Origin of the sequence: Halomonas dongshanensis (genome assembly GCF_024790395.1) — a bacterium.
In the GTDB taxonomy this organism is placed as follows: Bacteria; Pseudomonadota; Gammaproteobacteria; order Pseudomonadales; family Halomonadaceae; genus Vreelandella; species Vreelandella dongshanensis.
Genome location: NZ_JAJISC010000003.1, coordinates 47604 through 73042 on the forward strand (window position 1 = coordinate 47604; position 25439 = coordinate 73042).

At 60.7% G+C, this 25439-nt stretch carries 24 protein-coding genes and 1 tRNA gene; 10 read left to right on the forward strand and 15 right to left on the reverse strand.

The window, feature by feature from the left end:
* Nucleotides 1-46: 46 nt before the first annotated feature.
* The 3 genes from queF to LLY24_RS07060 all read left to right on the forward strand — a co-directional run bounded on the left by queF (nt 47) and on the right by LLY24_RS07060 (nt 1672).
* A complete protein-coding gene (gene queF, locus LLY24_RS07050; RefSeq protein WP_259035580.1) occupies nt 47-880 on the forward strand; it encodes an NADPH-dependent 7-cyano-7-deazaguanine reductase QueF in 834 nt (277 codons plus the stop codon).
* Between the two features lie 57 nt (nt 881-937).
* Nucleotides 938-1498 (forward strand): nitroreductase family protein, encoded by a 561-nt coding sequence (locus LLY24_RS07055; RefSeq protein WP_259035581.1) that lies wholly within the window; start codon nt 938-940, stop codon nt 1496-1498.
* Nucleotides 1499-1584: 86 nt separating this feature from the next.
* Nucleotides 1585-1672, forward strand: a tRNA-Ser gene (locus LLY24_RS07060).
* Nucleotides 1673-1888: 216 nt separating this feature from the next.
* Here the strand turns inward: LLY24_RS07060 and LLY24_RS07065 are convergent.
* From LLY24_RS07065 to LLY24_RS07085, 5 genes are all read right to left on the reverse strand, one after another.
* Complete coding sequence (locus tag LLY24_RS07065) at nt 1889-2752, reverse strand: NgoMIV family type II restriction endonuclease (protein WP_259035582.1); 864 nt, start codon at nt 2750-2752, stop codon at nt 1889-1891.
* Nucleotides 2752-3708 carry a DNA cytosine methyltransferase gene (locus tag LLY24_RS07070; protein ID WP_259035583.1) on the reverse strand — a complete coding sequence of 319 codons (957 nt, stop codon included), beginning with the start codon at nt 3706-3708 and terminating at the stop codon, nt 2752-2754. Before LLY24_RS07070 ends, LLY24_RS07065 begins: the two co-directional genes overlap by 1 nt.
* A 281-nt stretch (nt 3709-3989) precedes the next feature.
* On the reverse strand, nt 3990-5027 hold the full coding sequence (locus LLY24_RS07075; RefSeq protein WP_259035584.1) for a YcjF family protein: 1038 nt from the start codon (nt 5025-5027) through the stop codon (nt 3990-3992).
* Nucleotides 5024-6412, reverse strand: coding sequence for a YcjX family GTP-binding protein (locus LLY24_RS07080; RefSeq protein ID WP_259035585.1), 1389 nt, complete (start codon nt 6410-6412; stop codon nt 5024-5026). Before LLY24_RS07080 ends, LLY24_RS07075 begins: the two co-directional genes overlap by 4 nt.
* 74 nt (nt 6413-6486) lie before the next feature.
* Nucleotides 6487-7365, reverse strand: coding sequence for a D-hexose-6-phosphate mutarotase (locus LLY24_RS07085; RefSeq protein WP_259035586.1), 879 nt, complete (start codon nt 7363-7365; stop codon nt 6487-6489).
* A gap of 124 nt (nt 7366-7489) precedes the next feature.
* Here LLY24_RS07085 and LLY24_RS07090 point away from each other — a divergent pair, with 124 nt between their 5' ends.
* The 5 genes from LLY24_RS07090 to nikR all read left to right on the forward strand — a co-directional run bounded on the left by LLY24_RS07090 (nt 7490) and on the right by nikR (nt 12837).
* Nucleotides 7490-7738, forward strand: a complete 249-nt coding sequence (locus tag LLY24_RS07090; protein WP_259035587.1) for a GlsB/YeaQ/YmgE family stress response membrane protein — start codon at nt 7490-7492, stop codon at nt 7736-7738.
* 221 nt (nt 7739-7959) lie between these two features.
* A complete protein-coding gene (locus tag LLY24_RS07095) occupies nt 7960-10425 on the forward strand; it encodes a DUF1266 domain-containing protein (RefSeq protein WP_259035588.1) in 2466 nt (821 codons plus the stop codon).
* A gap of 209 nt (nt 10426-10634) precedes the next feature.
* Complete coding sequence (locus LLY24_RS07100) at nt 10635-11162, forward strand: NlpC/P60 family protein (protein WP_259035589.1); 528 nt, start codon at nt 10635-10637, stop codon at nt 11160-11162.
* Nucleotides 11163-11175: 13 nt separating this feature from the next.
* The gene (locus LLY24_RS07105; RefSeq protein WP_259035590.1) at nt 11176-12372 is read left to right on the forward strand and encodes an MFS transporter; all 1197 of its coding nucleotides are present in this window, start codon (nt 11176-11178) and stop codon (nt 12370-12372) included.
* 57 nt (nt 12373-12429) lie between these two features.
* Nucleotides 12430-12837, forward strand: a complete 408-nt coding sequence (gene nikR / locus LLY24_RS07110) for a nickel-responsive transcriptional regulator NikR (RefSeq protein ID WP_259035591.1) — start codon at nt 12430-12432, stop codon at nt 12835-12837.
* Between the two features lie 111 nt (nt 12838-12948).
* On the opposite strand, the gene LLY24_RS07115 is transcribed toward nikR, so the two are convergent.
* Nucleotides 12949-13431, reverse strand: coding sequence for an FKBP-type peptidyl-prolyl cis-trans isomerase (locus LLY24_RS07115; protein ID WP_259035592.1), 483 nt, complete (start codon nt 13429-13431; stop codon nt 12949-12951).
* 201 nt (nt 13432-13632) lie between these two features.
* On the opposite strand from LLY24_RS07115, the gene LLY24_RS07120 reads away from it, so the two are divergent.
* Nucleotides 13633-13914 carry a hypothetical protein gene (locus tag LLY24_RS07120; RefSeq protein WP_259035593.1) on the forward strand — a complete coding sequence of 94 codons (282 nt, stop codon included), beginning with the start codon at nt 13633-13635 and terminating at the stop codon, nt 13912-13914.
* A 105-nt stretch (nt 13915-14019) separates the two neighbouring features.
* On the opposite strand, the gene LLY24_RS07125 is transcribed toward LLY24_RS07120, so the two are convergent.
* From LLY24_RS07125 to LLY24_RS07165, 9 genes are all read right to left on the reverse strand, one after another.
* The gene (locus LLY24_RS07125) at nt 14020-14487 is read right to left on the reverse strand and encodes an outer membrane lipoprotein (RefSeq protein ID WP_259035594.1); all 468 of its coding nucleotides are present in this window, start codon (nt 14485-14487) and stop codon (nt 14020-14022) included.
* A 327-nt stretch (nt 14488-14814) separates the two neighbouring features.
* On the reverse strand, nt 14815-16425 hold the full coding sequence (locus LLY24_RS07130; RefSeq protein ID WP_259035595.1) for an isocitrate lyase: 1611 nt from the start codon (nt 16423-16425) through the stop codon (nt 14815-14817).
* Between the two features lie 340 nt (nt 16426-16765).
* A complete protein-coding gene (locus LLY24_RS07135) occupies nt 16766-17191 on the reverse strand; it encodes a GNAT family N-acetyltransferase (protein ID WP_259035596.1) in 426 nt (141 codons plus the stop codon).
* Nucleotides 17188-18372 (reverse strand): cupin domain-containing protein, encoded by a 1185-nt coding sequence (locus LLY24_RS07140; RefSeq protein ID WP_259035597.1) that lies wholly within the window; start codon nt 18370-18372, stop codon nt 17188-17190. Before LLY24_RS07140 ends, LLY24_RS07135 begins: the two co-directional genes overlap by 4 nt.
* A 45-nt stretch (nt 18373-18417) precedes the next feature.
* Complete coding sequence (gene purB / locus LLY24_RS07145) at nt 18418-19803, reverse strand: adenylosuccinate lyase (RefSeq protein WP_259035598.1); 1386 nt, start codon at nt 19801-19803, stop codon at nt 18418-18420.
* 114 nt (nt 19804-19917) lie between these two features.
* A complete protein-coding gene (hflD, locus tag LLY24_RS07150; protein WP_259035599.1) occupies nt 19918-20559 on the reverse strand; it encodes a high frequency lysogenization protein HflD in 642 nt (213 codons plus the stop codon).
* Complete coding sequence (gene mnmA / locus LLY24_RS07155; RefSeq protein ID WP_259035600.1) at nt 20556-21674, reverse strand: tRNA 2-thiouridine(34) synthase MnmA; 1119 nt, start codon at nt 21672-21674, stop codon at nt 20556-20558. Before mnmA ends, hflD begins: the two co-directional genes overlap by 4 nt.
* Nucleotides 21675-21734: 60 nt before the next feature.
* Nucleotides 21735-22190, reverse strand: a complete 456-nt coding sequence (locus LLY24_RS07160; RefSeq protein ID WP_259035601.1) for an NUDIX domain-containing protein — start codon at nt 22188-22190, stop codon at nt 21735-21737.
* Between the two features lies 1 nt (nt 22191).
* Nucleotides 22192-22779 (reverse strand): pseudouridine synthase, encoded by a 588-nt coding sequence (locus LLY24_RS07165; RefSeq protein ID WP_259035602.1) that lies wholly within the window; start codon nt 22777-22779, stop codon nt 22192-22194.
* Nucleotides 22780-23076: 297 nt separating this feature from the next.
* Between LLY24_RS07165 and LLY24_RS07170 the strand changes: the two genes are divergently transcribed.
* Complete coding sequence (locus LLY24_RS07170) at nt 23077-25311, forward strand: NADP-dependent isocitrate dehydrogenase (protein ID WP_259035603.1); 2235 nt, start codon at nt 23077-23079, stop codon at nt 25309-25311.
* Nucleotides 25312-25439: the final 128 nt, after the last annotated feature.

Below are 25439 nucleotides of genomic sequence, written 5' to 3' on the forward strand. Positions count from 1 at the left end.
CGCTACTACACCGCTGATTCGTCGTTACGATTGTGAGGAGAGGCCCATGAGCCATCGCCCCGAAACCCTGAAGCACGCGCCCTTGGGCCGTGAGTCGGCCTATCCCGAGCACTACGATGCTACGCTGCTCTATCCTATTGCCCGGGCGGCCAATCGCGCACCGCTGGGTATCGAGGAACACGCGCTCCCTTTCGTCGGCGAAGACGAGTGGCACGCCTTCGAGATTTCCTGGCTCAACGCTCGTGGCAAGCCCCTGGTAGCCGTGGCGCGCTTTCGCCTACCTGCGAGCTCGCCGAATCTGATCGAGTCCAAGTCCTGGAAGCTCTATCTCAATAGCTTTAATCAGACCAGCTTTGAAAGCCGCGACGAGGTGATCGAGCGCCTAAAGCAGGACTTGGCCGAGGCCGCCGGTGCGCCAGTTAGCGTCGAGCTATTCGGCGTCGAGGATGCCGCCCTGGCGCCTGTTGCGATGCCGGGTGAATGCCTGGATGAACTCGATATCGCGGTGGACGCTTACTCGCCCAGCGCAGAGCACTTGAAAGTAGGCGATGAGTGGGTAGAGGAAACGCTGCACTCGCATCTGCTCAAATCCAACTGCCCGGTCACCGGCCAGCCAGACTGGGGCAGCGTTTTGATTCGTTATAAAGGACCGAAACTCGACCGCGAAGGGCTTCTGCGCTATCTCATTGGCTTTCGTCAGCACCAGGATTTTCACGAGCACTGCGTCGAGCACATCTTCACCGACCTGATGCAGCGCACCAAACCCGAAGCGCTTCTTGTCCTGGCGCGCTACGTGCGCCGTGGCGGGCTCGATATCAGCCCTTGGCGCGCGACAGAGGGTATGGCGCCGCCAAGCCCGTTGCGCTTAGCTCGGCAGTGACGCTTTTTGCCGCCTGGGGTAGAGTAAAGCGCACCTAGACGAACGATGGAGCCTTACATGGACGCAATTACTCTGCTGCACCAGCGCAGTTCGATGGGCAAGCTGGTCGAGCCTGCCCCCACGGCCGAGCAGATGGAAACCCTATATCAGGCCGCGCTGCGCGCGCCGGATCATAAAGAGCTGCGGCCTTGGCGCTTCATCGAATTCGTGGGAGAAGGGCGCGAACGTTTGGGTGAGCTTTTCGCCGAGGCCGATTTTCAAGAAGATCCCAATACGGACGACGCCACCCTCGATGCTGCACGTAAAAAGCCCCTGCGTGCCCCTATGGTCATTGCCGTGATCGCCAAGGTAACGCCGGACCTGCCCAAGGTGCCCAAGATGGAGCAGGTGATCTCGGCAGGCTGCGCCGCTCACGGCATCTTGTTAGCTGCACACGCGCTGGGTCTCGGGGCCATGTGGCGAAGTGGTAAATACGCCTTCGACCCGGTCGTACGTAAGGGGCTTAGGTTGAGCGAAGAAGACGAGGTCGTCGCCTTCATTTACCTCGGTCAGTTAGGTGGCCGCCACAAGCCGCTACCCGAGCACGCCATCGACGATTTCGTCGAGCGCTGGCACTAAAAGACTTGCCATTTCAGACCTTAGGCGATACTATATGCGCCGTTCTGTTGCCCATGGCAGCGCCAAGCGCCACAGAACAACATTGCGGAGAGGTGTCCGAGTGGTCGAAGGAGCACGCCTGGAAAGTGTGTAAGTCGAAAGGCTTCGAGGGTTCGAATCCCTCCCTCTCCGCCACCGAATACGAAAGGGGAGTCAAGCATCAGCTTGACTCCCCTTTTTCGTTTTTGACGTTTAAAAATAACTCTTGTAGCTCGGGTGGTGTAATTTTTAAACTTACAGCTATAAATTAAAATTAGTTCTAAGAAAGGAAGCGTTGGAAAGCCTGCTGGCAGAAGTCTTGCGGGTTGCCATTGACGAATGCGCTAACGATATGGCGGTACTTGCCAGCTTTCAAATTGCCAAATCGAGCGGCAAATCACTGATATCTTTAAGCCGCTTACCGTCTACCATCACGGACAGCAGATCCGCTGCATCGTCCATGCCCAGCGTTGCTAATGTTTCTTGCAGCTCATAGAGCGCGAAATGATACACGCAGTCGATATCACCGGTACCTAAGGCGATGGAAGCGAGTCGGCTTGGCGTAGGTTCTGCGGTCACGACCACTACATGTGGCAACCTGCCCTTGCGGTTGCGGATAAGATTGAGCGCTTCTGAACGGGCGTTTTGGGCTCTGTCGCTGCGGATCGTCCATTTACAGGAAATGCTCGCGTGCAGCAGCGGCAGTCCGCCGTTTTGCTTGCGAAGGCTGGATAACGTGGTGACCTCATCATCGATCAGGTGGCTATGGCGGTTAATAGCTTCATCATCCTCCGCCTCGCGCACCACGACGATATCTGGTGTAATGGTGTAATCACTTCCTAGCGCTGCGGCAAGTTCGCTATCGGCCTTTGCTGCTTTATCGAGTGCTACTAGGTGGGCGTATTGTTCGTAGCGGGCAATTTCCAGCCGGTTGCGGCCGCTGACCTGATGTATATCCCACGTGCCTGGCCGAAGGTGTTGGAGCTTAAGAAAAGCCGATTCAACGAAGTGAGCGCAGATAGCTTCGAACTGATTGCCAGATGTTTGCCCTGCAATGCGCTCGCCGATGGTTTCCGCTTTTAATAGATCGGCGATGCCTTTGGCGATGACTTTACTGGTTCGGTTGCTGCTATCGGCGTTACTGACCACGCCTTTGTCATTGGTGGTCAGCGTCGCTTTAAGCAGTTCGGCATGAAAGGCTTTTCGTAGCTGTCCAAATTCTGCCGATGTTTCCATTACGCTACCTTGTAAATACGTTTGGCCGATAGTGCGTGAAAGATCTGTGAGGCGACGGCTGCTGCCACGGGAGGAGGGAAGGCGTTGCCAATTTGTCGGTACGCAGCCGTTTTCTTGCCGAAAATTTCCCAGTCATCGGGAAAGCCCTGAATTCTGGCTGTCATTTTGGGGGTGAGCTTCGGCATGCCCACAAAGCCTTTCTCAGGTGGCTCGTTTGCCAAAACATGACCATTCACCCTCAAAGCAGCCCAGGCTTTTTTCGCCCGGGTGGGGCCTAGGTCAGGCCCACCGTGCTTCTTAGAACCGCCTACCAGGGTGGGGGCAATAGTGTTGGCTTGTTTGGCCCACTCTTCAGCGCCTTCCCAACCCCCTTCTTTCATAAGGTCGAGCAGTAGCTCGCCAACAGTCGGTGGCGCTACTTTCAATGGTTCGGGCCACGAAAAGTGCTCCGACAGTTCTTTTCGAATGCCTACACAAACGACCCTGGGGCGTAATTGAGAAACGCCAAAATCCGATGCGTTCAGAAGCCGCCAACCGGTTTTATAACCGAGGGCGTTGAGCTGATGCTCTACTTTTTGACGGTAATCATCAAAGCGTGCATCCATTAGCCCACGCACATTTTCAAGCATCACGGCTTTGGGGCGGCATTCATCCACTAAGCGGATCGCCTCGGGGAAAAGATCTCTCTCGTCTGCTTCGCCGAGCTGCTGGCCGGCCTTGGAAAAAGGGGGGCAGGGAACGCCGCCTGCAACCAAATCGACGCCGAAGTAGGGAAGCCCATTGAAAAGCCGTAAGTCTTCTTCCTTGACGTCCCATTGCGGACGGTTTAGCCGCAGCGTGGCACAGGCGGGTGGCTCGATCTCTACGAGGGCTTCGTGGTCAAATCCAGCTAGCTCTATGCCCAACGCTTGCCCTCCAGCGCCTGCACACATTTCAAGGGAAGTAAAACGACCCATCATGTCCTCACTAATAAAACGATCGAGCAGCGACGGCGGGAGCCATGCACTACTCGATTTTGATAGCAGTGTACCACGTTAGTGGCGTAATTCGGGCCTACCGCTGGTGAGTCGGCTGGAGTGGAGCAGGCTTCTCAGCGTGCGTCGATGTATGTATTTATATACAGTTTTAGCCGTTAGCAGGCAGCAGTCAAATTTTAAGATTCATCGCTATAGTGCTTATCCTGGCCAATAGCATATGGCGGCGATGTTTTGAGTGCTGCCGTGGTAGGTATGGAGCTTCATTTCCGCCCAGCAGGTGCGGCGCTTTTATCCAAGCGGCGTAGGCGTTGCCATAGGTCTTGGCGTAGGTCGGCTAGGCGTGGGGTTTCTTCGGGGGTGAAGGCGACGGGGCGGCAGAGGCGCTGGGCGCGAAGGCCTAGGCGGGCGCTGAGTAGGCCCGTGGCCAGGCCTTGGCCTGCGCGGGCGGAGATGCGTCCGGCGAGGTCGAGTGAAAGCATATCGACGCCTGCATCGGTGGCAAGCTCGCTCACGCCGGCAAATGCCATGTTGCGCAGCACGTTGCGGAAAAGGCGCAGGCGGCTGGCGTAGCCGAGTTCGAGCCCGTAAAGGGCGCAGAGGCGATCGACCATGGCTAGGCTGCGCCAGGCCACCAGCGCCATATCGACCAGCGTGATGGGGCTGACCGCCACCAGAATTGCGGTTTCGCCGGACATGCGCGTGATCAGCCGTTTGGCTTCGCGATCGCGCGGTCCAAGCAGGTGATGGCGCAACAGCGTCTGGACTTCTTCACCGCTATGATGTTGCTGGCAGGCATTCTCGAAGGCCAGCCAGTGTGGGTCGTCGCGGCTCAGTTTGAGTTGATGGCGTAGCGTCTCGGCGAGCGTGCGCGCCTGCTTGTGGCTTTTCTGGGGAAGGGCGGCGAGGTCCTGGCGGAGCCGGTCATGGCGCTTGAGCCGTGAAAGCCTTCCCAGCTCGCGCAGCAGTGTCGCGCCCCCCAGCGTGATGATGCCAAGGCCGAAGAGTTGCCACGCCAGCCCCATCCAGTCGCTGCCCACGACACTTGCCGGAATGTCGGTGGCAAGCTCCACCGCGCCTAAGCTGGCGCCCCCCACCAGGGTAAACCAGAGCCCCCAGCGGCGTTTGCGTGGCGCCGCTAGGGCCGTCACCGGAAAGCCTTCGTCGGTTATCTCTTCTTCGAGCGGAGCGTTTGCAACATCGGCAGCGTAGCGCTGTTGCTGGCGCAGGTTAGGGTCTGCGGCGTCGTCTAACGCTGCCTCTGGCAAGTCGTAATGGCGACGAGGTTGGGGTTGGGTCATGCGAGTTTGTCTCCAATCAGCCACTCAAGCGCAGCATCCATGCGAATGTGAGCCAGCGCTTCCTGCGGCGTCGCCATGGGGCGAAAGCTTGGGAAGTCGAAGCCTTGCGAGGTCCAGAAAGCGGGGGAGGGAAGGCTTGTGGGCACGTCGCCGGGGTATACGAGGACCTCTTCGCCATCAAGCGTAGTGCCGCGCAGGGCGGGGGAGCGCTTGCCTTCGTGGCTCACTTCGCGGGCCTCGGTCGCGCGAATGGCTGCAAGCGACAGTGCCTTGACCGGCACGTTGGCAAAGCGCAGGTCTTTCAGCGGCTCGGCAAGCAGCGCTTCGAGCAGGCGAACCAAGGCGGGGTGCTGTTCGGGCGTGACGTGATCGGCCTTGGTCGCGGCGATCGCCAAGCGGTCGATGCGCGGCGCAAACAGGCGCGAAAGCAAACTACGCTGGCCGTAATCGAAGCTTTTCATGAGTTGGCGCAGGGCGCGAGAGAGGTCTTCGAAGCGCTCAGGCCCCGCATTGAGCGCGCCAAGCACGTCGACCAAAATGATCTGGCGGTCGAAACGACGAAAGTGCTCGCGATAAAAGGGGCGCACCACCTGCTGCTGATAGTAGCGAAAACGCTCGCTCAAGGTTGCGTAAACGCTATCGGCGGGCAGAGCGGCCAGCGCCTCGGGAGAGAGCGACAGTGCGGGCAGCGGGAAGAACTGCAACACCGGCGCGCCTTCTAGCTCCCCGGGCAAAAGAAAACGCCCCGGTTGCAGATCGGAAAAACCGGCCTGCTTGGCGCGCTTGAGCCCTTCGGCGTAGGCGTCGGCGAGCTCGGCAAGCTGGGCTTCGTCCGCCGTCGCGGCAGGGTCGAGCGTTTTGACGCCTTCGAGCCAGCGGGTAAAAAGGGCCTGGCGCTGTGGCCCTTGATGATGCGTCTGGCTTTCGCTCCAACTGGCGAAGTCGTGCTGAAGCAGAGGCAGATCGAGCAGCCATTCGCCGGGGTAATCGAACAAGTCGAGCGTAAGGTGCGCGGTTTCCGGCGTGAGCCAGCCGCGCCGAGCGGGCCGGTAGCGCAATTGCAGGCGCAGCTCGCTGATGCCGCGAGTCGGCTCTGGCCAGCGCGGTGGCGTATCGCGCAGCGCTGCCATGCCAGGGTCGTAGGGAAAACGCGGCACGCCGAGATCGGGCTGGTTCAAACGCTGTGCGCCGAGCAGTCGCCCTTCGCGCGCAGCGGGTAAGAGATCCAGCTTGGCCTCGACCCCTGCGTGGCGTAGCTGATTGACCAGCGAGGTCAAAAAGGCGGTCTTGCCCGCCTGGGAGAGGCCGGTGACCGCCAGGCGAAGCTGGCGATCGCGGCCGCGCTCCAGCAGGTTATGTACTTCTTGGCGTAGCGGCATACGCATAGCGGATCATCCTGGCAGGGGCAACGGTAAGGCAGTAAGCGTAACGGGTGCTGTCTGAATCCAAGATGAACCCGTTAGGCCGATACGAGGCTCAGCGTGGTACCCAGCAAATGCTGCGCACCGGGAACGAGCCATACTGGGTCGAGGCGCGTGTTGGCTGACTCGATGCAAAGAAAACGCATCGAGGCTTCGGCTGGGGTATCGTCCGGCAGGGCATCGCCTGGGTGCCACACGACCGTGGAGTCGCTGGACTGCTTGGCGACGTTCAGGGTGCGCTGACCATCGCTTAAAACCACCGCATGGTTGCTATGGTAGATACGGTCGATCGGGCCTCGAATGGCCAGCGTGCCCTGCTGTTCGCTCTCGGCGAAGTCGCGAAGCTTGTCCAGGTAACGCGCACCCTCGAGCCCCTGTAAGCGACACTTATGCGTATCGGCAACGCCTAGATAGGTGTGCAGCGCGCCGCTGGTCTTGATCGGCGTTTCGCCGACGTTTTCGCTGATCAGCTCGACGCTCAAACGCTTGGCGTTGGCTTGCACCACGGCACGTACGTTCAGAAGGCTATGCAGTGACGCTTCTGGTGAAAGATGCAGCTCGATGCCTTCCTCATGCTCGTCCACGGCATCCAGTCGCCAAGCGGCTTTGCGGGCCAATCCGTGGAAGGGGCCGTCGCGGTTGGGGCTCTCGTCGGCGTAGCGTTCGTCGGCGAACCAGGGCCAGCACAGCGGAATGCCGCCGCGAATCGCACCGGGCAACGGCTCAGGGGTAGGCGTGACCCAAAGCCAGGGCGCGGGATCGGCGGCGGGTTGGAAGTGCAGCACCTGAGCGCCCTGCAGGCAGATCACAAGCTCGCCCCAAGGCTCTTTGAACAGCACAAGATCGCGCCCTTCCCAGGTGGCGCGGGCCTGGCCGGTCAGGCCATCGAAGCAGTGGCGAAGCGAGTCGGGAATCATGGGCATCCTTTTAAGCATAAGTTCATGCGAGTATTCATTGGCACATTAGCGCTGTGTGCTATGTTAGGACAAGCAGAGGTAACAGACTGCACTCGATTGATAGGGATTATCTCAAGGAGGCACTATGGTCGGCAGCTTATTAGCATGGTTGATTATTGGCGGCTTGGCAGGCTGGATTGCGGGTAACATCATGCGCGGGGGCGGCTTTGGCATCATAGGCAATATCGGTGTGGGTATCGTAGGTGCCGTGCTGGGTGGTTTCCTGTTCTCGCTATTGGGACTTTCGGCCGGTGGTTTCATCGGTTCATTGGTCACGGCCATCGTCGGTGCGGTGGTGCTGCTTTGGATCATCAGCAAGGTTGGACGAGGGTAGCCTCGCTGGCGGTTTTACCGTCGACTCGATCTGATCAAAGCGCCCGGCTCTGCCGGGCGCTTTTGGTTGCGCCGTCTGCCAGAGTTAAATGGCGCCATGGCGCTGGCATATCTTGTCTTGCCATACCCTTAGGGCTATCGGCCTTAGCGTGAGTTTCCGTTACACTATGGCGCTTTATTGCTGGCGCCTGCGCTGGCGTCATCGTGTTTTCGAGGTGTTCCTTGGTCGACGCTTTTCATGCCTGGTGGGCTCAACAGCTCGTGCTCTGCGATTGGGCCTTTACGCCCAATCCGCTCTCCGTCGAGGCGGGCGCCGCCGAGCAGCGCTTGTTATCGCTCGGTATCACCGGCCGGGGTGAGCTTGGCGAGCACTTGCTTTTTGGCTTAGGCGCCGGTAGCGAGGATGCCGATCATCTTTTGGCCGCCCTTGAAAGCGCAGCGCTAGCGGGGGCGGCGGGCTGGCTGAGCCCCGCGCAGGCGAGCGGTTGGGCGTTTCGAATCGCACAGCGCATCGTGCGGGAACACCACGACCTGCGCGCTTGGCTCCTGGCCCTACGCCGCGCGCTGGGTGCGCAGGGGTGGGAGAGTGCAGCCGACGATCAATTCTGTGAGGCCTGCGAGGCGCTTGCCGCCCTCGAAGAAGAGGGCGACGGTATTACCTGGGCGCGCCTGGAGGCGTGCCTTGCCGAGATGGCGCCGCCGAGTGCGCTTTGGCCTCAGGCGCCGGAGGCGGCTCCCTGGCGGCTCTGCGCGTTGAGCCGCGTGGTATTGGCGTATCCTGCCACGTCCAGCGATTGGCCCGACGCGGTGCAGTGGCTCGATGAGATCTGGCAGGTAAACGATCGCGAAAGCCTGTTGGGCGTTGCGCTATGGCTGGCCGCTCAAGGCGAGCGACAGCGCTGGGATATCGAGGCGCGCGAACTCGTGGGGATGGACCGCGCTCAGCGCAGCGCCTGGCAGCGCGACAACCGCGAAGAGGCCCCCCATGCGCGCGTGCTGTGCACCTTCGTCGATGAGGGCGAGCCGCTGGAGTGGGCAGCGTGGGACTGGCTCAGGCTCGTCGAGCTTGCCTGGGCGGGCGCCTGCTGCGGCTGGCTCGAACAGGCAGAAGCCGATGCCCTGGCCGCGCACGCCGCCGATTTGATCGCGCGGCGTTATCACGATTGGCGCTCGCTCACCAGCGCCTTCGAGCGTGGCCTGAGTCTCTTCGAGGGCATCGACCGCCGCCACCAAACGCCCAATGCGCGCCAGCAACTGCTGCTAAACCTTGCCCAAGGCCCGTGGCAGGGCAGCCCCGATGCGTTACTAACCGCCGAGGTTCAGGCGGCCTCCGCGCGTCAGCTGCGCGCCTGGCGCAGTAGCGATCACCACTGGCTGCTGGCGCTCGCGGGTGTCCGCGAGCCCGATGTCATGTTACGCCAGGCCGCGCCCGCACGGCCGCTGCCGGAGGAGCGCCGTGCAGATGCCGCGCTTTACCTGCAAGAGTCTTTGGGCCTGCATGCCGATGAGGGCGCCAGCGCCATGGCGCGTTACTGGCTGCCCGCCCAGGCGCACCATCTCAATCAGCTCGCGGCCGATGCCGCCCACGGTGTCTTGCCGCCGCGTAAGAGCGCCTACGGCCAGCCTTCGCCCGAGGAGCTTGCCCAGCGCGACGCGGTCAAGGGCGTTAGCCGCCATGCCGCCACCATCCACATGGCGGAAAAGTTCGCTTTCTACCTGCATATGGCGCTGGATAGCCAACTGTTCGAACCACAGCCGCTCTACGCCTATGCGACCTCGCTGCGCGACTGTCTGTGTCGCTTCTACGCCTCGCCCAAGCGCTTGCTCGAGGCCTGGTTTGCCTGGGAAACATGCCTGCCCGAGAGCGATCAGGGCTCGCTTGCTGCCGAAATCGCCTGGCATCTGGAGGATCCGGGCAGCCTGTTTCACTGGCTCGAGTGGCGCCCGGGTAACTGGAGCGAGCCAAGCCCCCGCCCAACGCTAATGCGCTTTACCGCAATGGCCCTGGTCGGGCCGCTCAATAGCGCCGTTTGGGGTGAGCCGCAGGTGGAGAGCGCGCGCGAGGCCGATGATATTCGCGAGTGGATCGAAAACCACTATCACCTGGCTACAGCCGAGGCGATGCGTGAGTTCCTGAGTTTTCTCGATGAGGCGGGGGATCGCCAGGAGTATCAGATCAACTACGCACCCTACACCCTCAATACCGAGCGCCTGGACGCCGAGATCGCGATTTTGGAGTCGGGCGACTGCGGCGAGGAGGAGCGCCACCATCTGCTGCGCCTGCGGCGCGTGCGCGATAACGAAGACCGCTGCAACGAGGTCGATATGGCCGCCTGGGATATCGCTCAGCGGGTCGATCTAGCCATTGCCGCGCGCCAACTGGGCTGGCTCGGGCTCGATGAGTTTCATCTCGTGCTCGATGGCGCCTATAAGCTGGCGGCGGAGCACTATGCGGGCTGGCAGGAGTTCGCCGATGGCATGTACGCCGGGTTCTCGTTTTTCATGGGCGAGACGCCCGAGCGCGAGGCGTTTCTCGCCAGCTTCCGTCAGGCATTAGTGGCTTGGCTCTGCGCGTCGCCACTGCTGGCCGGGCCCTGGGCAAGCCTTGACTTCCCTGGCAACAAACCGCGGCATTTTGCCCCGCTGCATATCGATACCCTGCCGGGAGATCAGCGTACGCTGCATTAAACGCACCAGGTCTATATTCATGCTCGCCAAGGCCCGAGGTTTTCGCTTATAGTCGGGCCTTTGTATTTTTCGATTACTTTTCATCTTCATTTTACGAGGTTTGTCGCATGGTTGCGTTGCCACACCCTGCTGTGACCGCTGTCCGTGTTGTCAGCGTTTGTGTCGCCGTTGCGTTAATGAGTGGGTGTGCGGGATCGACCCGAACGAGCATGGAGCCCCCGGAAGATTACTTCGCGATGACGCTTCCGGGGATGCCATCAGGTTTCAATCCGCAAATGTCGCCCATCGACAACCCCATTTCCCAGTTAAGCAACCTTCAGGCACCGCCACCAACGATGATTCGCCAGGCCCTGCTCGCGCAGCATCAGCGGTGGTCGGGAACCCCCTACCGAATGGGCGGAACGACACATCAAGGGATAGACTGTTCGGCCTTCGTTCGCTCCATCTTCCGCGATACCTTCAATCTCGAATTACCCCGCTCCACCAGCGAGCAAGTCCATGAGGGACGCCAGATCGACCGCCAATCGTTGCAGGCAGGCGATCTAGTGTTCTTCCGCCCTTCAGGCCGTTACGATCACGTCGGCGTTTACATCGGTGATGGCTACTTTATGCACGCCTCGACCTCGCAGGGGGTAATCATTTCCCGCCTCGATAACAGCTATTGGCAGCGCTACTACTGGCAGGCGCGCCGTACCCTGGATACCGCGCACCTGGCGTCGCTAAACGCATCGCTATGACCTCGGGAGTGGCATGATCGAAGCCCAAACGCGCGCCTGGTGGCGCGCTACCCTGGCGCTCTGCCTGGGATCGTTTCTCGTCTTCATCAACCTTTACGCCCCGCAGCCGCTACTACCCGAACTCAAAGAGGCTTATGGCGTCTCTACCCTCGGCGTGAGCCTGCTCATGTCGGTAGCGACGCTGTCGCTGGCGCTATCACTTCTCGTGTTCGGGCCGCTTTCCGATGCCATTGGGCGCGAAGGCATCATGCGGATTACGCTACTTCTGGCGGGCGGTTGTTCGCTAGCGCTTGCACTTGCCCCTAACTTCGAAACTCTGCTGGCGCTGCGTTTGGTTCAAGGCTTCGTGCTGGGCGGGCTACCCGCCGTGGCGATTGCCTGGATGGGCGATGAGTTCAGCAAACCGGCGCTATTGAGCGCCGTGGGGCTATACATTGGCGCCAACTCGCTAGGCGGTATCAGTGGGCGTTTGGTCGGCGGCTCGATGGCGGAATTTTTCGGCACGGGGGCGGCATTCGTCACCGTTGGGGCGCTGACGCTTGCAGGTGGGCTGCTTTTCTGGCGGCTACTGCCCAATAGCCGCGCCTTCGTTCATCAGCCTTTTCGCCTGCGGCCTGCGCTGGCAGGGCTCAAAGGGCACCTGCGCGAGCCGGTGCTGCTTGCAGCTTACTGCTTGGGCGGAATCAACTTTTTGATTTTCATCAACCAGTACAGCTACATCACCTTTCGCCTGGCGGCGGCGCCCTATTTACTCGCGGCCAGTAGCCTCGGGCTCATCTTTCTCACCTACCTTGGTGGTACGCTGGGCTCTACTCTTTCAGGGCGTCTGGCGCGGCATTTTTCACCGGCGGCGTGCATGAGCGTTGGGGTGGTGATTCTCATGCTGGGCACAGCGGTGACCTTGGCCGATTCCCTTGCCATGATCATTCTCGGGCTGACCATCAACGCCTTCGGCTTCTTTCTTGCCCACTCGCTGGCTTCGAGCTGGGTAGGGCGCTATGCCAAGGGCGCGCGCGGCAGCGCCTCGGCGCTTTATCTTGTGTTCTACTATCTCGGCGCCAGCCTGGGTGGTTTTTGGCTCGAGCCCTTCTGGCGCTGGGCCGGGTGGGCTGGCGTGGTGTGGGGCTCCTGGGCGCTTTTGACCATCACCTTGCTGGTGGCCTTGGGTATGTGGCGCTTCGAGCGTCGTCAGGCAGAGCAGGCGCGCTAAGTAGGCGATAATAGGCAAGCCAGTAGCAACGGCGAATGGGCGAGAAAGGGGGCGATGATGCAGCGGGTGACGATAACCCTGGATGACGACCTGCTCGACGAGGTCGATCAACTGATGCGCGAACGCGGCTACCAGAACCGTTCGGAGGCGATTCGCGATCTGGCGCGCAGTGGGCTGAAGCAGGCACGTGAAGATAGCGAGCCCGATGCGCCGTGCGTGGGAGCCTTGGTGTACGTTTACGACCATGCCGCCCGCGAGCTACCCAAGCGCCTGACGCGGCACTCGCACGACCATCACGATCTAACGCTCTCGACCCTGCACGTTCACCTCAATCACGATAGTTGCATGGAGGTCACGCTGCTGAAAGGGGCGGGCAGTGAGCTTCGCGCTTTTGCCACCGAGGTCTCCTCTTCGCGCAGCGTGCGCCATGGCCAGCTGGTGCTGATCCCCGATGAGAGCGCGTGAGTTCGGTGAAAAGAGACGGGCATGAAAAAAGGGTGACGTTCTCGTCACCCTTTTTCTTGGATGGCCATAAGGCCATAGCTTGGCCGTGTAGTGGCCTCGCCGTTACACCGCTTAGTGGTGTACGCCACCTTCGCCGTGGACGTGGCCGTGCTCGACCTCTTCGGCGTTCGCTTCACGTACGCTTGCGATTTCGACATCGAAGTTCAGATGTACGCCCGCCAGCGGGTGGTTGCCGTCGACGACGACGGTGTCGCCTTCGACTTTCTTGACCGTGACCATCAGTGGGCCGCCTTGCGTCTGGGCTTGGAACTGCATGCCCGGCTCGATGTTATCGACGCCCTGGAACGCATCGCGCGGTACTTCCTGCATCAGCTGATCTTGCACTTCGCCGTAGCCTTCGCTGGGGTCGACTTTGACGTTGAGCTTATCGCCCGCAGCGCGGCCTTCGAGCTCTTTTTCCAGGCCTGGGATGATGTTGCCGGCACCGTGGAGGTAGGTCAGCGGCTCGCGGCCTTCTGAGCTGTCCAGCACCTCACCTGCATCGTTGGTCAGGGTGTAGTGAAACGCGACAACGGAGTTCTGCGCAATTTGCATTGAATAACCTTTCGGTGAGTGCATGTCACGCCAATGGTAACGTGCATGCGCCTTCTTGTCAGGGGCAGCGAACTTTTTCCTCCCCAACGGCTCACTTCAGAGCACGCCATCGACGTTGATACGCGGCTATTGCACCTGGGTAGGGCGGCGGATACCCTACCCGTACAACTATTTCTTCGCTAGAAACTCACTGGAGCGACCATGACCGTACTACTCATTTGGATGATCGCCTTTGCGCTGATCCTCTACTTTGCCTATCAACGCTGGAACAGCGGCCTGAGCCAAGGGCTCGACAAGTTTTTGCCTGCGGCTCTCAAGAGCCATGGTGACAACCGTGAGGTGTGGGTGGTGGCTCTTGCCGTGCTTGGCGCCACCGCGCTAGTGCGCCCTGTCGAAATTTTGCTGGTGGCGATCCTATTAGGACTGTTCGCGCTTGTGCTGACCAAAGTGATCAATGTGGCCAACAGCACCATCAAACACTGATAGTCGCTTTATCTTTACCTCATACGCAAACCCCGCCAGTGCATGCATTGGCGGGGTTTTTTGATGTGCCGTAGCGCCAAGAAGAGGGCGCTCAATACGACGTTATCAGTAGGGCGCAACGCTCAGGTTGGCACCGCTACCGATCAGGCGAACGCGCTGGCCAGCCTGATACTGGCGATCGGCACGCTGAACGACGACGACGTCGGTGCCGTCATCGCGGCGAATCTCCATTTCGAGAGCGCTGACGCGGTTGGCGCGGTCTTCGACGGAGGTGCCTGCCACGGCGCCACCCAAAGCACCGGCAACGGTTGCCAGCTGACGGCCCGAACCGCCGCCGATTTGGCTGCCGAGCAGCCCGCCGAGTACGGCACCGCCGCCGCCGCCCAGCAGGTTGCCCGTACGGCTATCAGCCTGAATCTGGACGGGACGCACGGCGACGATGGTACCGTAAGCGACGCTCTGGCCGGTTTGTGCTTGGTTGCCACGGTAGACATCGCCGGAATAGGTAGACGTATTGGCACAACCTGCCAGGGTCAGCAGACTCAGCGCGGCAACGGGAAGAAGACGTTTCATGCAAACCTCCAGAGTGTTCGGGCGTATCCCTTGATACTGCGTTAATGCACGGTGTTAGGTGCTGCGTGCTTGATGAGGCGTCGGTTACACTTGGTCAGCAGTTTTAGAACAGTGTTCACCAAAAGTAACTGATGCGCACAGCTATGACCAGTGATTCGCAAAAAAGGTCACTCATTACGCTTTGTTAATGAAGAAATTTAGTTAATGTGGAAACAGTGTGCAACAGCGTATATATCGGTGTCATCGTTGCCTGCTTCTGGGATGCATATACTGGGTTACATATAAAAAAAGGAGGCTCGAAAGCCTCCAAGCACCGAAGTGGGTCGATCAGCCGAATTGGTTCATCGTGTTGTCTTTGCCGCCGGCCTTGAGGGCCGCCTCGCCGTGGAAGAACTCTTTGTGGTCGTCGCCGATATTGGAGCCTGCCATGTCTTGATGCTTGACCGTAGCGATGCCTTGGCGAATCTCCTTACGTTGGACGCCTGCCACGTAGGCCAGCATCCCGTCGTCGCCAAAGTAGCCCTTGGCCAGGTTGTCGGTGGAGAGCGCTGCCGTGTGGTAGGTGGGCAGAGTAATCAAATGGTGGAAGATACCCGCATCGCGGGAGGCATCGCGCTGGAAGTTGCGTGTCCACTCATCGGCTAGCTGCGCTAGTTCGGTGTCGTCGTACTCCTGACCCATTAGCTTGTCGCGAGCGTAGGCGGAAACGTCCTTGCCCTCTTTCTCCCAGGCATCGAAGACCTGCTGGCGGAAATTCAGCGTCCAGTTGAAGGAGGGCGAGTTGTTATAGACCAACTTGGCGTCGGGCACGACCTCGCGCACGCGATTGACCATCTGGGCGATTTGCCCCACATGGGGTTTCTCGGTCTCGATCCACAGCAGATCCGCGCCGTTTTGAAGGCTGGTGATACAGTCGAGCACCACACGGTCTTCACCGCTGCCGGGTTTGAACTGATAGAGCCCCGAGGCCAAACGCTTGAGACGCTTGAGCTTGCCTTCGCACTTGATCACCACATCGCCGTTGTCGATCTCCTCGGCGCTGTCGATGAAGTCGCCGTCGAGAAAGGCGTTGTACTGATCGCCCAAATCGCCTGGGGTATGGGTCACGGCGATCTGTTTGGTCAGGCCTGCGCCGAGGGAGTCGGTGCGCGCGACGATCACACCATCGTCAACGCCGAGTTCGAGGAAGGCGTAGCGAACCGCGTTGATCTTGGCGATGAAGTCCTCATGGGGCACGGTGACCTTGCCATCCTGATGGCCGCACTGCTTCTCGTCGGAGACCTGGTTCTCCAGCTGGATGCAGCAGGCACCTGCTTCGATGAACTTCTTGGCCAGAAGGTAGGTGGCCTCGGCGTTGCCGAACCCGGCATCGATGTCCGCGATGATCGGCACGATGTGCGTTTCGAAACCGTCGATCTGCGCCAGCAGCGCCTGGGCTTTGCTTTGGTCGCCTGCGCTTTTGGCCTCGTCATGGGCACGAAAGAGCGCGTTGAGTTCGCGGGCATCGGCCTGCTTTAGGAAGATGTAGAGCTCGGCAATGAGATCTGCCACCGAGGTTTTCTCATGCATCGACTGATCCGGCAGGGGACCAAACTCGGAGCGCAACGCAGCAACCATCCAGCCAGAGAGGTACAGGTAGCGCCGCTGGGTGCTGCCGAAGTGCTTTTTGATCGCGATCAGCTTTTGTTGGCCGATGAAGCCGTGCCAGCAGCCCAACGACTGGGTGTACTGGCGGGTATCGGCGTCGTAGGCGGCCATGTCGTCGCGCATGATGCGGGCGGTGTAGCGGGCGATGTCGAGCCCGGTATGGAAGCGGTTCTGTGATCGCATGCGCGCCGCGTACTCGGGCTTGATGTTCGCCCAGCGCTCGCGATGGGCTTCGCGAAGCTGCGCCATGGCCTTGATGTCATCCAGCAGGGGCGTGGTGTGAGAGGTCATGAGAAGGCTCCTTCAGTGCTAGGTTGAGCGCCGTTTCGGTATATCGAAACACGTTGAGTCGAACGGTAGTGGTGCCTGAGTGCGCGCTATGCCGCGCTGCAACAAAACCACTATCGGTCAGAGACTGAAAGCCAACAATTGACACTTGGGGGCAGCCTTGGTTGTAGCTAAACGACACCCCCGCGCCTGCGCTAGGGTGTTATGTAGTAGGTTTCCGCACGCTAAGCGTTAAGTCGCCCGTGGAGCACATCGGCGAGAAGAGTAAGAAGAGAAGAAAGGTAAGGGTTGAGATAGGAGGAAACAGCAGCGCTAGGCTCCGGCGCATTGCGCGCCAGAGCACTTAGAGCGAAAGCCGCATTACACGGTGAGGAATATCGGCGTCCAGGTAGATGTCGCCTTCGGCAATGAAGCCAAGGCGGGCATAGAAGGGCAGGGCGTGGGTTTGGGCGCTGAGCACGACCTCCGTGTGTTGGCGTGCGCGAGCCGCCGCAATGGCGGCCTGCATGAGCGCGACACCAATGCCGAGACCGCGCGCCTCGGCCAGCACCGCCACGCGGCCGATATGGCCATCGGGCAGCAGGCGCGCCGTGCCCAGCGGCGTGCCCTCGCGACAGGCGAGAAAGTGCAGGCACTCGGCGTCCAGTGCGTCCCACTCCTCCTCTTCGGGCACCTGCTGCTCTTCGACGAAGACGCGGCGGCGAATCTCGGCCGCCGCCTCGCCTAGGCGCGTCCAGTCGCCTTCTTGAAGGAGAATGCCAGGGCTCACTCGTCCTCCTCGTCGTCCTGAGCCAACCAGCCAAGGCTACCACCATTGACCAGTTGGGTGATCACACGGGGCGCATCTGCCAGTGCCAACGCCTCGGCGTCGAGTGGTGCGGTATCGCACAGGCGCTGGGCCAGGGTTTCGTTGCAGGAGATGGCGTCGCCGTCGACGAAGAGCGTCGTGCCGTGTGTATTGCTTCGCCAGGCAAAGCGCGACCCCGGCATCTGAAACAGTGGCTCGCCCGCTTCCAACTGCTCGCTGACCTCCTGCTCGCTCATGGGCGTTTCCAGCGGCGCCATCTGATCGATGTACTTGGGCTGGGTCATGACGCGGCCAAACCACTGGGCGATCTGATCGGCATCGTCCAGAGTCGAGAGAATCAGCGAACGCATGCGCTCGACGGCGGCGTCATCGATCTCGCCAAGCGGGCCTGCTGGCGCCATGCCCGCATCGGCGTAGCGCAGCGAGGGCGGCAACTGCTCGCCGAGGTAGTCAGCGTAGGAAGTCACGGCCTCATCGGCCGAGGGCGCGCGAAAGCCGACCGAAATGGTCATGCAGTCGTCGCTTTGGCTGACGCCATGATGTGCCCAACCCGGCGGCAGGTAGAGCATGTCACCGGGTTCGAGGGTCCAGTCGGAGTCGGGCTCGATGGTGAAGGTATCCAGAATGCGCAGATCGATGCCTTGGACGATGGGGGCATCGTCCGGCTGCTTGCCGCCGAGCTGCCAGCGCCGCCGACCGCTCGCCTGGAGCAAGAAGACATCGTACTGGTCGATATGTGGCCCCACGCTGCCTCCCGGCGGAGCGTAGCTGATCATGATGTCGTCCAGGCGCCAGCGGGGCAGAAAGTCGAACTCGTCGAGCAGGGCGGCAACCGAAGGTACGTAGTGGTCGACCGCCTGAACGAGAAGACTCCAGTGGCCTTCGGGCAGACGCTCGAAAGTAGCGTCATCGAAGGGGCCGTGGGACACCTGCCAGGGCCCGTCGGGGCCCTCTTCCTCGACCAGGCGCGCCTCGACGCCCGGCTCGCAGGCAAGCCCTGCGAGTTCATCGGGGTCTATGGGGCTCAGAAAGTCGGGAAAGGCGCCGCGGATCAGCAGCGGCTTTTGCTGCCAATATTCGTCCAGAAACTCGGCGGCGGTAAGATCACCCAGCAGCGTAAGCGGTGCATCGCGATGGCTCATGACGGACTCCAGAGAGCGTCGGAAAAAGTGCGTCGAAAGAAAGCGTTAAAGCGCTTCAATATGCGCGGTCAGGGCATCTGCCTGGGCCTGCGCGTTACCAATATAGGTGGCCGGTGTCAGCGCCTTCAATTCTTCTTTGACCGTCTCGGGCAGCGCTAGCGTGTCAATGAAGGCGGCAAAGCCTGCCTGATCGATACGCTTGCCGCGCGTCAGCTCCTTGAGCTTCTCGTAGGGCTTCTCGATACCGTAGCGGCGCATCACCGTCTGGATTGGCTCGGCCAGCACTTCCCAGCTGTTATCCAGGTCACTTGCCAAGCGCTCAGGATTGGCTTCGAGCTTGCCGATACCTTTAAGACTTGCCGCGTAGGCGATCAAGCCGTAAGCCAGGCCCACGCCGAGGTTGCGCAGCACGGTGGAGTCGGTTAGGTCGCGCTGCCAGCGCGAGATCGGCAGCTTCTGGGCTAGGTGAGCGAGAATGGCGTTGGCCAGACCAAGGTTGCCTTCGGAGTTTTCGAAATCGATCGGGTTGACCTTGTGCGGCATGGTCGAGGAGCCGATCTCGCCGGCCACGGTCTTTTGCTTGAAGTAGCCCAACGAAATGTAGCCCCATACGTCACGGTCGAAATCGATCAGGATGGTGTTGAAACGGCAGATCGCATCGAACAGCTCGGCGATGTAGTCGTGCGGCTCGATCTGGGTGGTGAAGGGGTTGAAGGTGAGCCCCAGTCCTTCCACGAAGGCCTTGGCATTGGCGGCCCAGTCGATGTCGGGGTAGGTCGTCAAATGCGCGTTGTAGTTGCCCACGGCGCCATTGATCTTGCCCAGGATCTCGACGGCCTCGATCTGCTTGAGCTGACGCTTTAGACGGTAGGCGACGTTGGCCATCTCCTTGCCCAGGGTGGTGGGTGTCGCCGTTTGGCCGTGGGTGCGCGAAAGCATCGGCTGGGCGGCGTGCTCACGCGCCAAGCGGGCGATCTCGTCGGCAACCTTGTGCATGCTCGGTAGCAGCGCGGCAAGGCCATCGGCCAGCATCACGCCGTAGGAAAGGTTGTTGATGTCTTCCGAGGTGCAAGCGAAGTGGATGAACTCGGTAACGGCGTTGAGTTCGCCCTGGGCTTCGATACGCTCTTTGAGGAAGTACTCGACCGCCTTGACGTCGTGGTTGGTGGTGCGCTCGATCTCTTTGATGCGTTCGGCATCGTCGACGGAAAACGTAGCGATCAGGTTTTCCAGAAAGGCGTTGGCCTCTGCAGAAAGCGCGGGTACTTCGCTAATGCCGGGATGTTCGGCCAGACGCTGTAGCCAGCGAACTTCCACGATGACGCGGGCGCGGATCAGGCCGAATTCACTGAAATGCTCGCGCAGGGCGGCGGCTTTGTCGCCGTAGCGGCCGTCGACGGGAGAGAGAGCGGTCAAGGCGGAGAGTTGCATGGCAGTCGTTCCAGGTGGTCGGTTGAAAGGCGGTCGGTGGTAAAGCGGAGTCAAGGTAAATCCAAGCGGACAGCGGGGCCCGGTAGCCAGAGCCCCTTAGCAGAGCTCTTTAGCTTAGCTAAGCTCGTCCAGGGCGCGGCGCAGTGCCTTGCGCTGGAACATTAGCTTCCAGCGGCGCCCGCCCTGCTGATGCCACAGAAGACCAAAGCGAATACCACCCAGCAGGCAGGCGCGTACGCGTTCGGGCATCATGCGGCTTTGCAACAGCGAAGGGTCACCCTGGACGACGATCCGCGTCTTGAGTGTCGAGAGCGTTGCCTGGTACGCCTCGCCGAGGCTCGAAATGACGTTTTCGTGCGTGGCGCCAAAGTGCTCGGCTTGGCCCTGAACATGAGCTAGCTGCTTACCCAGGTTCGCCATCATCGCCTGGTCGGTGCGCAGCTTGTTCATCAATAGCAGCAGTGAGAACCCGTAGCGCAGTACCACGGGGTTAGCCTGTTTGCGGCCAACCAGCGCTTCGAGGGTATCCAAGCCCAGGCGTAAGTTGTTCGGATGGCCGCCGTAAATGGCTTCGAAGCTTTCGGGGTCGGTGTCCACGGTGGCGTTGATCAGGGTTTCCCAGGCGCGTGGTTCGACCTGGCCGGTGCGGGCAAGCTCATCGACGAGGCTGGCGGACTGAAACACGCCCGCCAGCGCCAGGGCTTGGCGTACGGCGGGCGTTTCGGGCACGCGATGAATCGGGGTAGTGGAGCTCATGCCGTGGCATCCTCGGTCATCCAGGCGTGGCGGATGACGCCGCCGCCAAGGCACACATCGCCATCGTAGAGCACCAGCGACTGGCCCGGGGTGACAGCGCGCTGAGGCGACTCGAAACGCACTTCGACGCCGCCATCGGCGCGGGTGGTAACGAAGCAGGGGCGATCGCTCTGGCGGTAGCGCGTCTTGGCCGTAAAGCGACCTTCGGCGCGGGGCGCTTCACCGGCTACCCAGTCCATCGTCTCGGTCATTAGCGTATCGGTATATAGCAGCGGGTGATGCTTGCCTTGTACGGCCACCAGCACGTTGCGCTCCAAATCCTTGGCGGCGACGTACCAGGGCGCTTCCGGGTGGTTGGCCAGCCCGCCGATACCCAGGCCTTGGCGCTGGCCCAGGGTGTAGTACATCAGCCCCATGTGCTCGCCGATCACCTCGCCCTCGGGCGTTTCGATCTTGCCTGGCTGTGCGGGCAGGTACTGCTGGAGAAAGTCGCGAAAGCGGCGCTCGCCAATGAAGCAAATCCCGGTCGAGTCTTTTTTCTTGGCAGTGATCAAGTCGTGCGCTTCGGCCAGAGCGCGTACTTCGGGCTTTTCCAACTCCCCCACCGGGAACAGCGTGCGCGCAATGGCGGCTTCGGGCACGGCATGCAGGAAGTAGCTCTGATCCTTGTTGGCATCCAGGCCCTTGAGCAAGCGCGGGCGGCCATCGCGTTCGCCACGGCGTACGTAGTGGCCGGTGGCGATTTTCTCGGCGCCGAGCATTTCGGCGTACTCGAGAAAGACTTTGAACTTGATTTCGCGGTTACACAGGATGTCGGGGTTGGGCGTGCGCCCGGCCTTGTATTCGGCCAGAAAGTGCTCGAAGACGTTGTCCCAGTACTCGGCGGCGAAATTGGCCGTGTGCAGTGGAATACCGAGCTTGGCGCACACGGCTTCGGCATCGGCCAGGTCTTCCTTCGCCGTACAGTACTCCGTGCCGTCGTCTTCGTCCCAGTTCTTCATGAAGAGACCTTCCACTTCATAACCTTGTTGAAGTAGAAGCAGGGCGGAGACGGAGGAGTCGACGCCGCCGGACATGCCGACGATCACTTTGCCGGTAGTGGATGTCATTGCCATCCTCGATTGAAGTATGCAAAGGCGGCGATTATACACGATGCAGGCTTGGCGCTTCGAGTGTTATGGCCGCTCGTGAAGTACCGCGAGCGGATAGTGGCGCCCGGCTAGGGCATCGTCGATGCGTTCGAGCACCAGCGGGCTGCGCAGGCGCCCGGCGTCATTCAAGGCATCGATCTCCGCTTTGCTGAGCCAGTGCACGGCGTGAATGTCCGGGTCGATGGCGCGAGTAAGCGGTGCTTGTGCCGTAGCGACGAAGCCATGGCTATGAAAGGTCAGCCCGCTTGGCGTATGCAAGACGTAGAGCCCCAAATACGCCTCGAGGCGCACCTGCCAGGCGGTCTCCTCGGCCGCTTCACGTAGCGCGGCGGCCATAGGGCCTTCGCCGGGCTCGATGTGACCGGCGGGCTGGTTGAACACGCTATGCGCGTCACCGCGATACTCTTCGACCAGTAAGAAACGGTCATCGCGGCGAATCACACAGGCGACGGTGCTGTGGATGATGGGACGCGTGCTCATCTCAGCGTTGACGCCATGGCTTGTGGGGTTTGGCCGCAGGCGCTGGTGCGTGCAGCGTTTCCTGGCGCCACTGCCCGGGGGCGAGATCTCCAAGCTGCCAGGGGCCGATGGCAGTGCGCACCAGGCGCAGCGTGGGAAAACCGACGTGGGCGGTCATCCGCCGTACCTGGCGGTTGCGCCCTTCGGTAATGGTCAATTCGATCCAACTGGTAGTGGGATGGCGTTTGGTATCCAGGGGCGGTTGGCGCGGGCAGAGGTTCGGATCATCGAGACGCCGCGCCTTGGCCGGACGCGTTGGGCCATCTTTGAGCTCCACCCCTGCGCGCAGTGCCGCAAGGGCGGTATCACTGATCGTGCCCTCGACCTGTACGCGGTAGGTTTTGGGCTGTTTGTGACGCGGGTGGGCGATGCGGTGAATCAGTGCGCCGTCGTCACTGAGCAGTAAAAGCCCTTCGGAGTCGTAGTCGAGTCGCCCGGCAGCGTATACGTCGGGTATGGGGAGTACATCTGCCAGCGTTGCTCGGCCTTCGCGGTCGGTGAACTGCGACAGCATGCGGTAGGGTTTGTGTAGCAGGTAGAGGGTGCTCATAGCGTCATCATGGGTGGTGGGCTAATTTGTCGACAATCTTCCATGCGGAGGTGGCGCAGCGCTGATATACTCCGGCGTGGCCGCGGAGTCGTTGCCGTCGTTTTCCTCTAGATAGAGATGGCTCTATAGAATGAGGGCTCTCGAACCCAGAACGGTTTCCGGAGTGATAACGCCCGATGGAAGAGTGACTCGAGCCGTCGTAGTGAAAGATGCTAGCTCGAGATCCATCGCCGCAGGCGCCGCGTAGCTCAAGATTTCTCCTCATCGCAGCGACAGATAAAAGAGGTTAACGTAAAAATGTCCAAAACGCCGAAGATCATTTACACGCTCACCGACGAAGCCCCTGCGCTCGCGACCTACTCCTTGTTGCCGATCATCGATGCCTTTACCGACTCCGCTGGTATCGCCGTCGAGACCCGCGATATTTCGCTGGCGGGCCGGATCATCTCCCAGTTTCCCGATTACCTGAGCGACGCGCAGAAACTCGAAGATCACTTGGCCGAACTCGGCGAGCTGACCAAGACACCCGAAGCCAACATCATCAAGCTGCCCAACATTAGTGCTTCCATGCCGCAGCTCAAAGCGGCCATCAAAGAGCTGCAACAGCAGGGTTACGCGCTGCCCGATTACCCCGAAGCGCCCAAGAACGATGAAGAGAAAGAGATCAAAGCGCGCTACGACAAGACCAAGGGTAGTGCCGTCAACCCAGTGCTGCGCGAAGGCAACTCCGACCGTCGCGCGCCGCTGTCGGTCAAGAACTACGCGCGCAAATACCCGCACCGCATGGGCGAGTGGAGCAGCGATTCCAAGTCACACGTGGCCCACATGAATGAAGGCGACTTCTACGGCAGTGAGAAATCGGCGCTGATTGAACGCGCTGGTAGCCTCAAGATCGAACTGATCGAGCAGGACGGCAAGACCACTGTGCTGAAAGAGAAGACGGCGGTACTCGAAGGTGAGGTCGTGGATGGCGCGGTGATGAGCCGTAAAGCCCTGACCCGCTTCGTCGCCGACGAAATTCGCGACGCCCAGGAAAAGGACGTGCTCTTCTCGCTGCACCTGAAAGCCACCATGATGAAGGTCTCCGACCCGATCATGTTCGGTTTGGTCGTCAACGAGTTTTACCGTCAGGTGCTGGACAAACACGCCGATGACCTCAAGAAGGCAGGGTTCGACGCCAATAACGGTATCGGTGATCTTTACGCCTCCATTCAGTCGCTGCCCGAGGCGACCCAAGAGAGCATTAAAAACGACATTCAGGCGCTCTACGCCGAGCGTCCGCGCTTGGCCATGGTCAACTCGCACAAGGGTATCACCAACCTGCACGTGCCCAGCGACGTGATCATCGATGCCTCCATGCCGGCGATGATTCGCGACTCCGGCAAAATGTGGGGCGCCGACGACGCGCTGCACGACGTCAAGGCGGTGATTCCGGATCGCTGCTACGCCGGTATCTACCAAACCGTCATCGACGACTGCAAAGCCAACGGCGCCTTCGACCCGACCACCATGGGCAGCGTGCCTAACGTTGGTTTGATGGCTCAGAAAGCCGAAGAGTACGGCTCGCACGACAAGACCTTCCAGATTCCAGCTGACGGTACCGTGCGTGTGACCGACGAGAGCGGCAAGGTGGTGATCGAGCACGCCGTCGAGCAGGGCGATATTTGGCGTATGTGCCAGACCAAGGATGCGCCGGTGCGCGATTGGGTCAAGCTGGCCGTCAGTCGCGCTCGCGATAGCGGCACCCCGGCGATCTTCTGGCTCGACGCCAAGCGCGCGCACGATGCCCAACTGATCAAAAAGGTCGAGTCCTACCTCGCCGATCACGACACTAGCGGCCTGGATATTCGTATCCTGGCGCCGGAAGAGGCGATGAAGCTCTCGCTTGAGCGTATTCGTCGCGGCGAAGACACCATCTCCGTGACCGGCAACGTGCTGCGCGACTACCTCACCGACCTGTTCCCGATCATGGAGCTGGGTACCAGCGCCAAGATGCTCTCCATCGTACCGCTGATGAACGGTGGCGGCCTGTTCGAAACCGGCGCTGGCGGTAGTGCGCCCAAGCACGTGCAGCAGTTCGTCGAAGAGAACCACCTGCGCTGGGACTCGCTGGGCGAATTCCTCGCCCTGGCGGCGTCGCTCGAGCATCTGGGCAGCACCTTCGCCAATGAGCGTGCCAAGGTGCTGGCCAAGGCGCTGGACGAGGCCAACGGCAAGTTCCTCGACAGCAACAAGTCGCCCTCGCGTAAAGTGGGTGAGCTCGATAACCGCGGTAGCCACTTCTATCTGGCGCTCTACTGGGCCGAGGCGCTCGCTGCTCAAAGCGCTGATGCTGAACTCAAAGCGCTGTTCGCACCGCTGGCCAAGTCGCTGAGCGAGCAGGAAGCGCAGATCGTCAACGAGCTCAACGAAGTGCAGGGCCAGCCGGTCGAGATCCGTGGTTACTACCACCCGAACGGCGAACTGACCCGCGATGCCATGCGCCCGAGCAAAACGCTCAACGCAGCGCTGGCGCTGGTTGCCAAAGGCTAACCACGGGCGTTGGCTTGACGTAGCGCCGCTTGGTTTACGGCGTTACGCCAACTGCGTCGAACCCTCGGCCGGGCACGGCCGAGGGTTTTTTGTCTCGTGGCGTATGCTATTTTTACCCTTCGTGAACC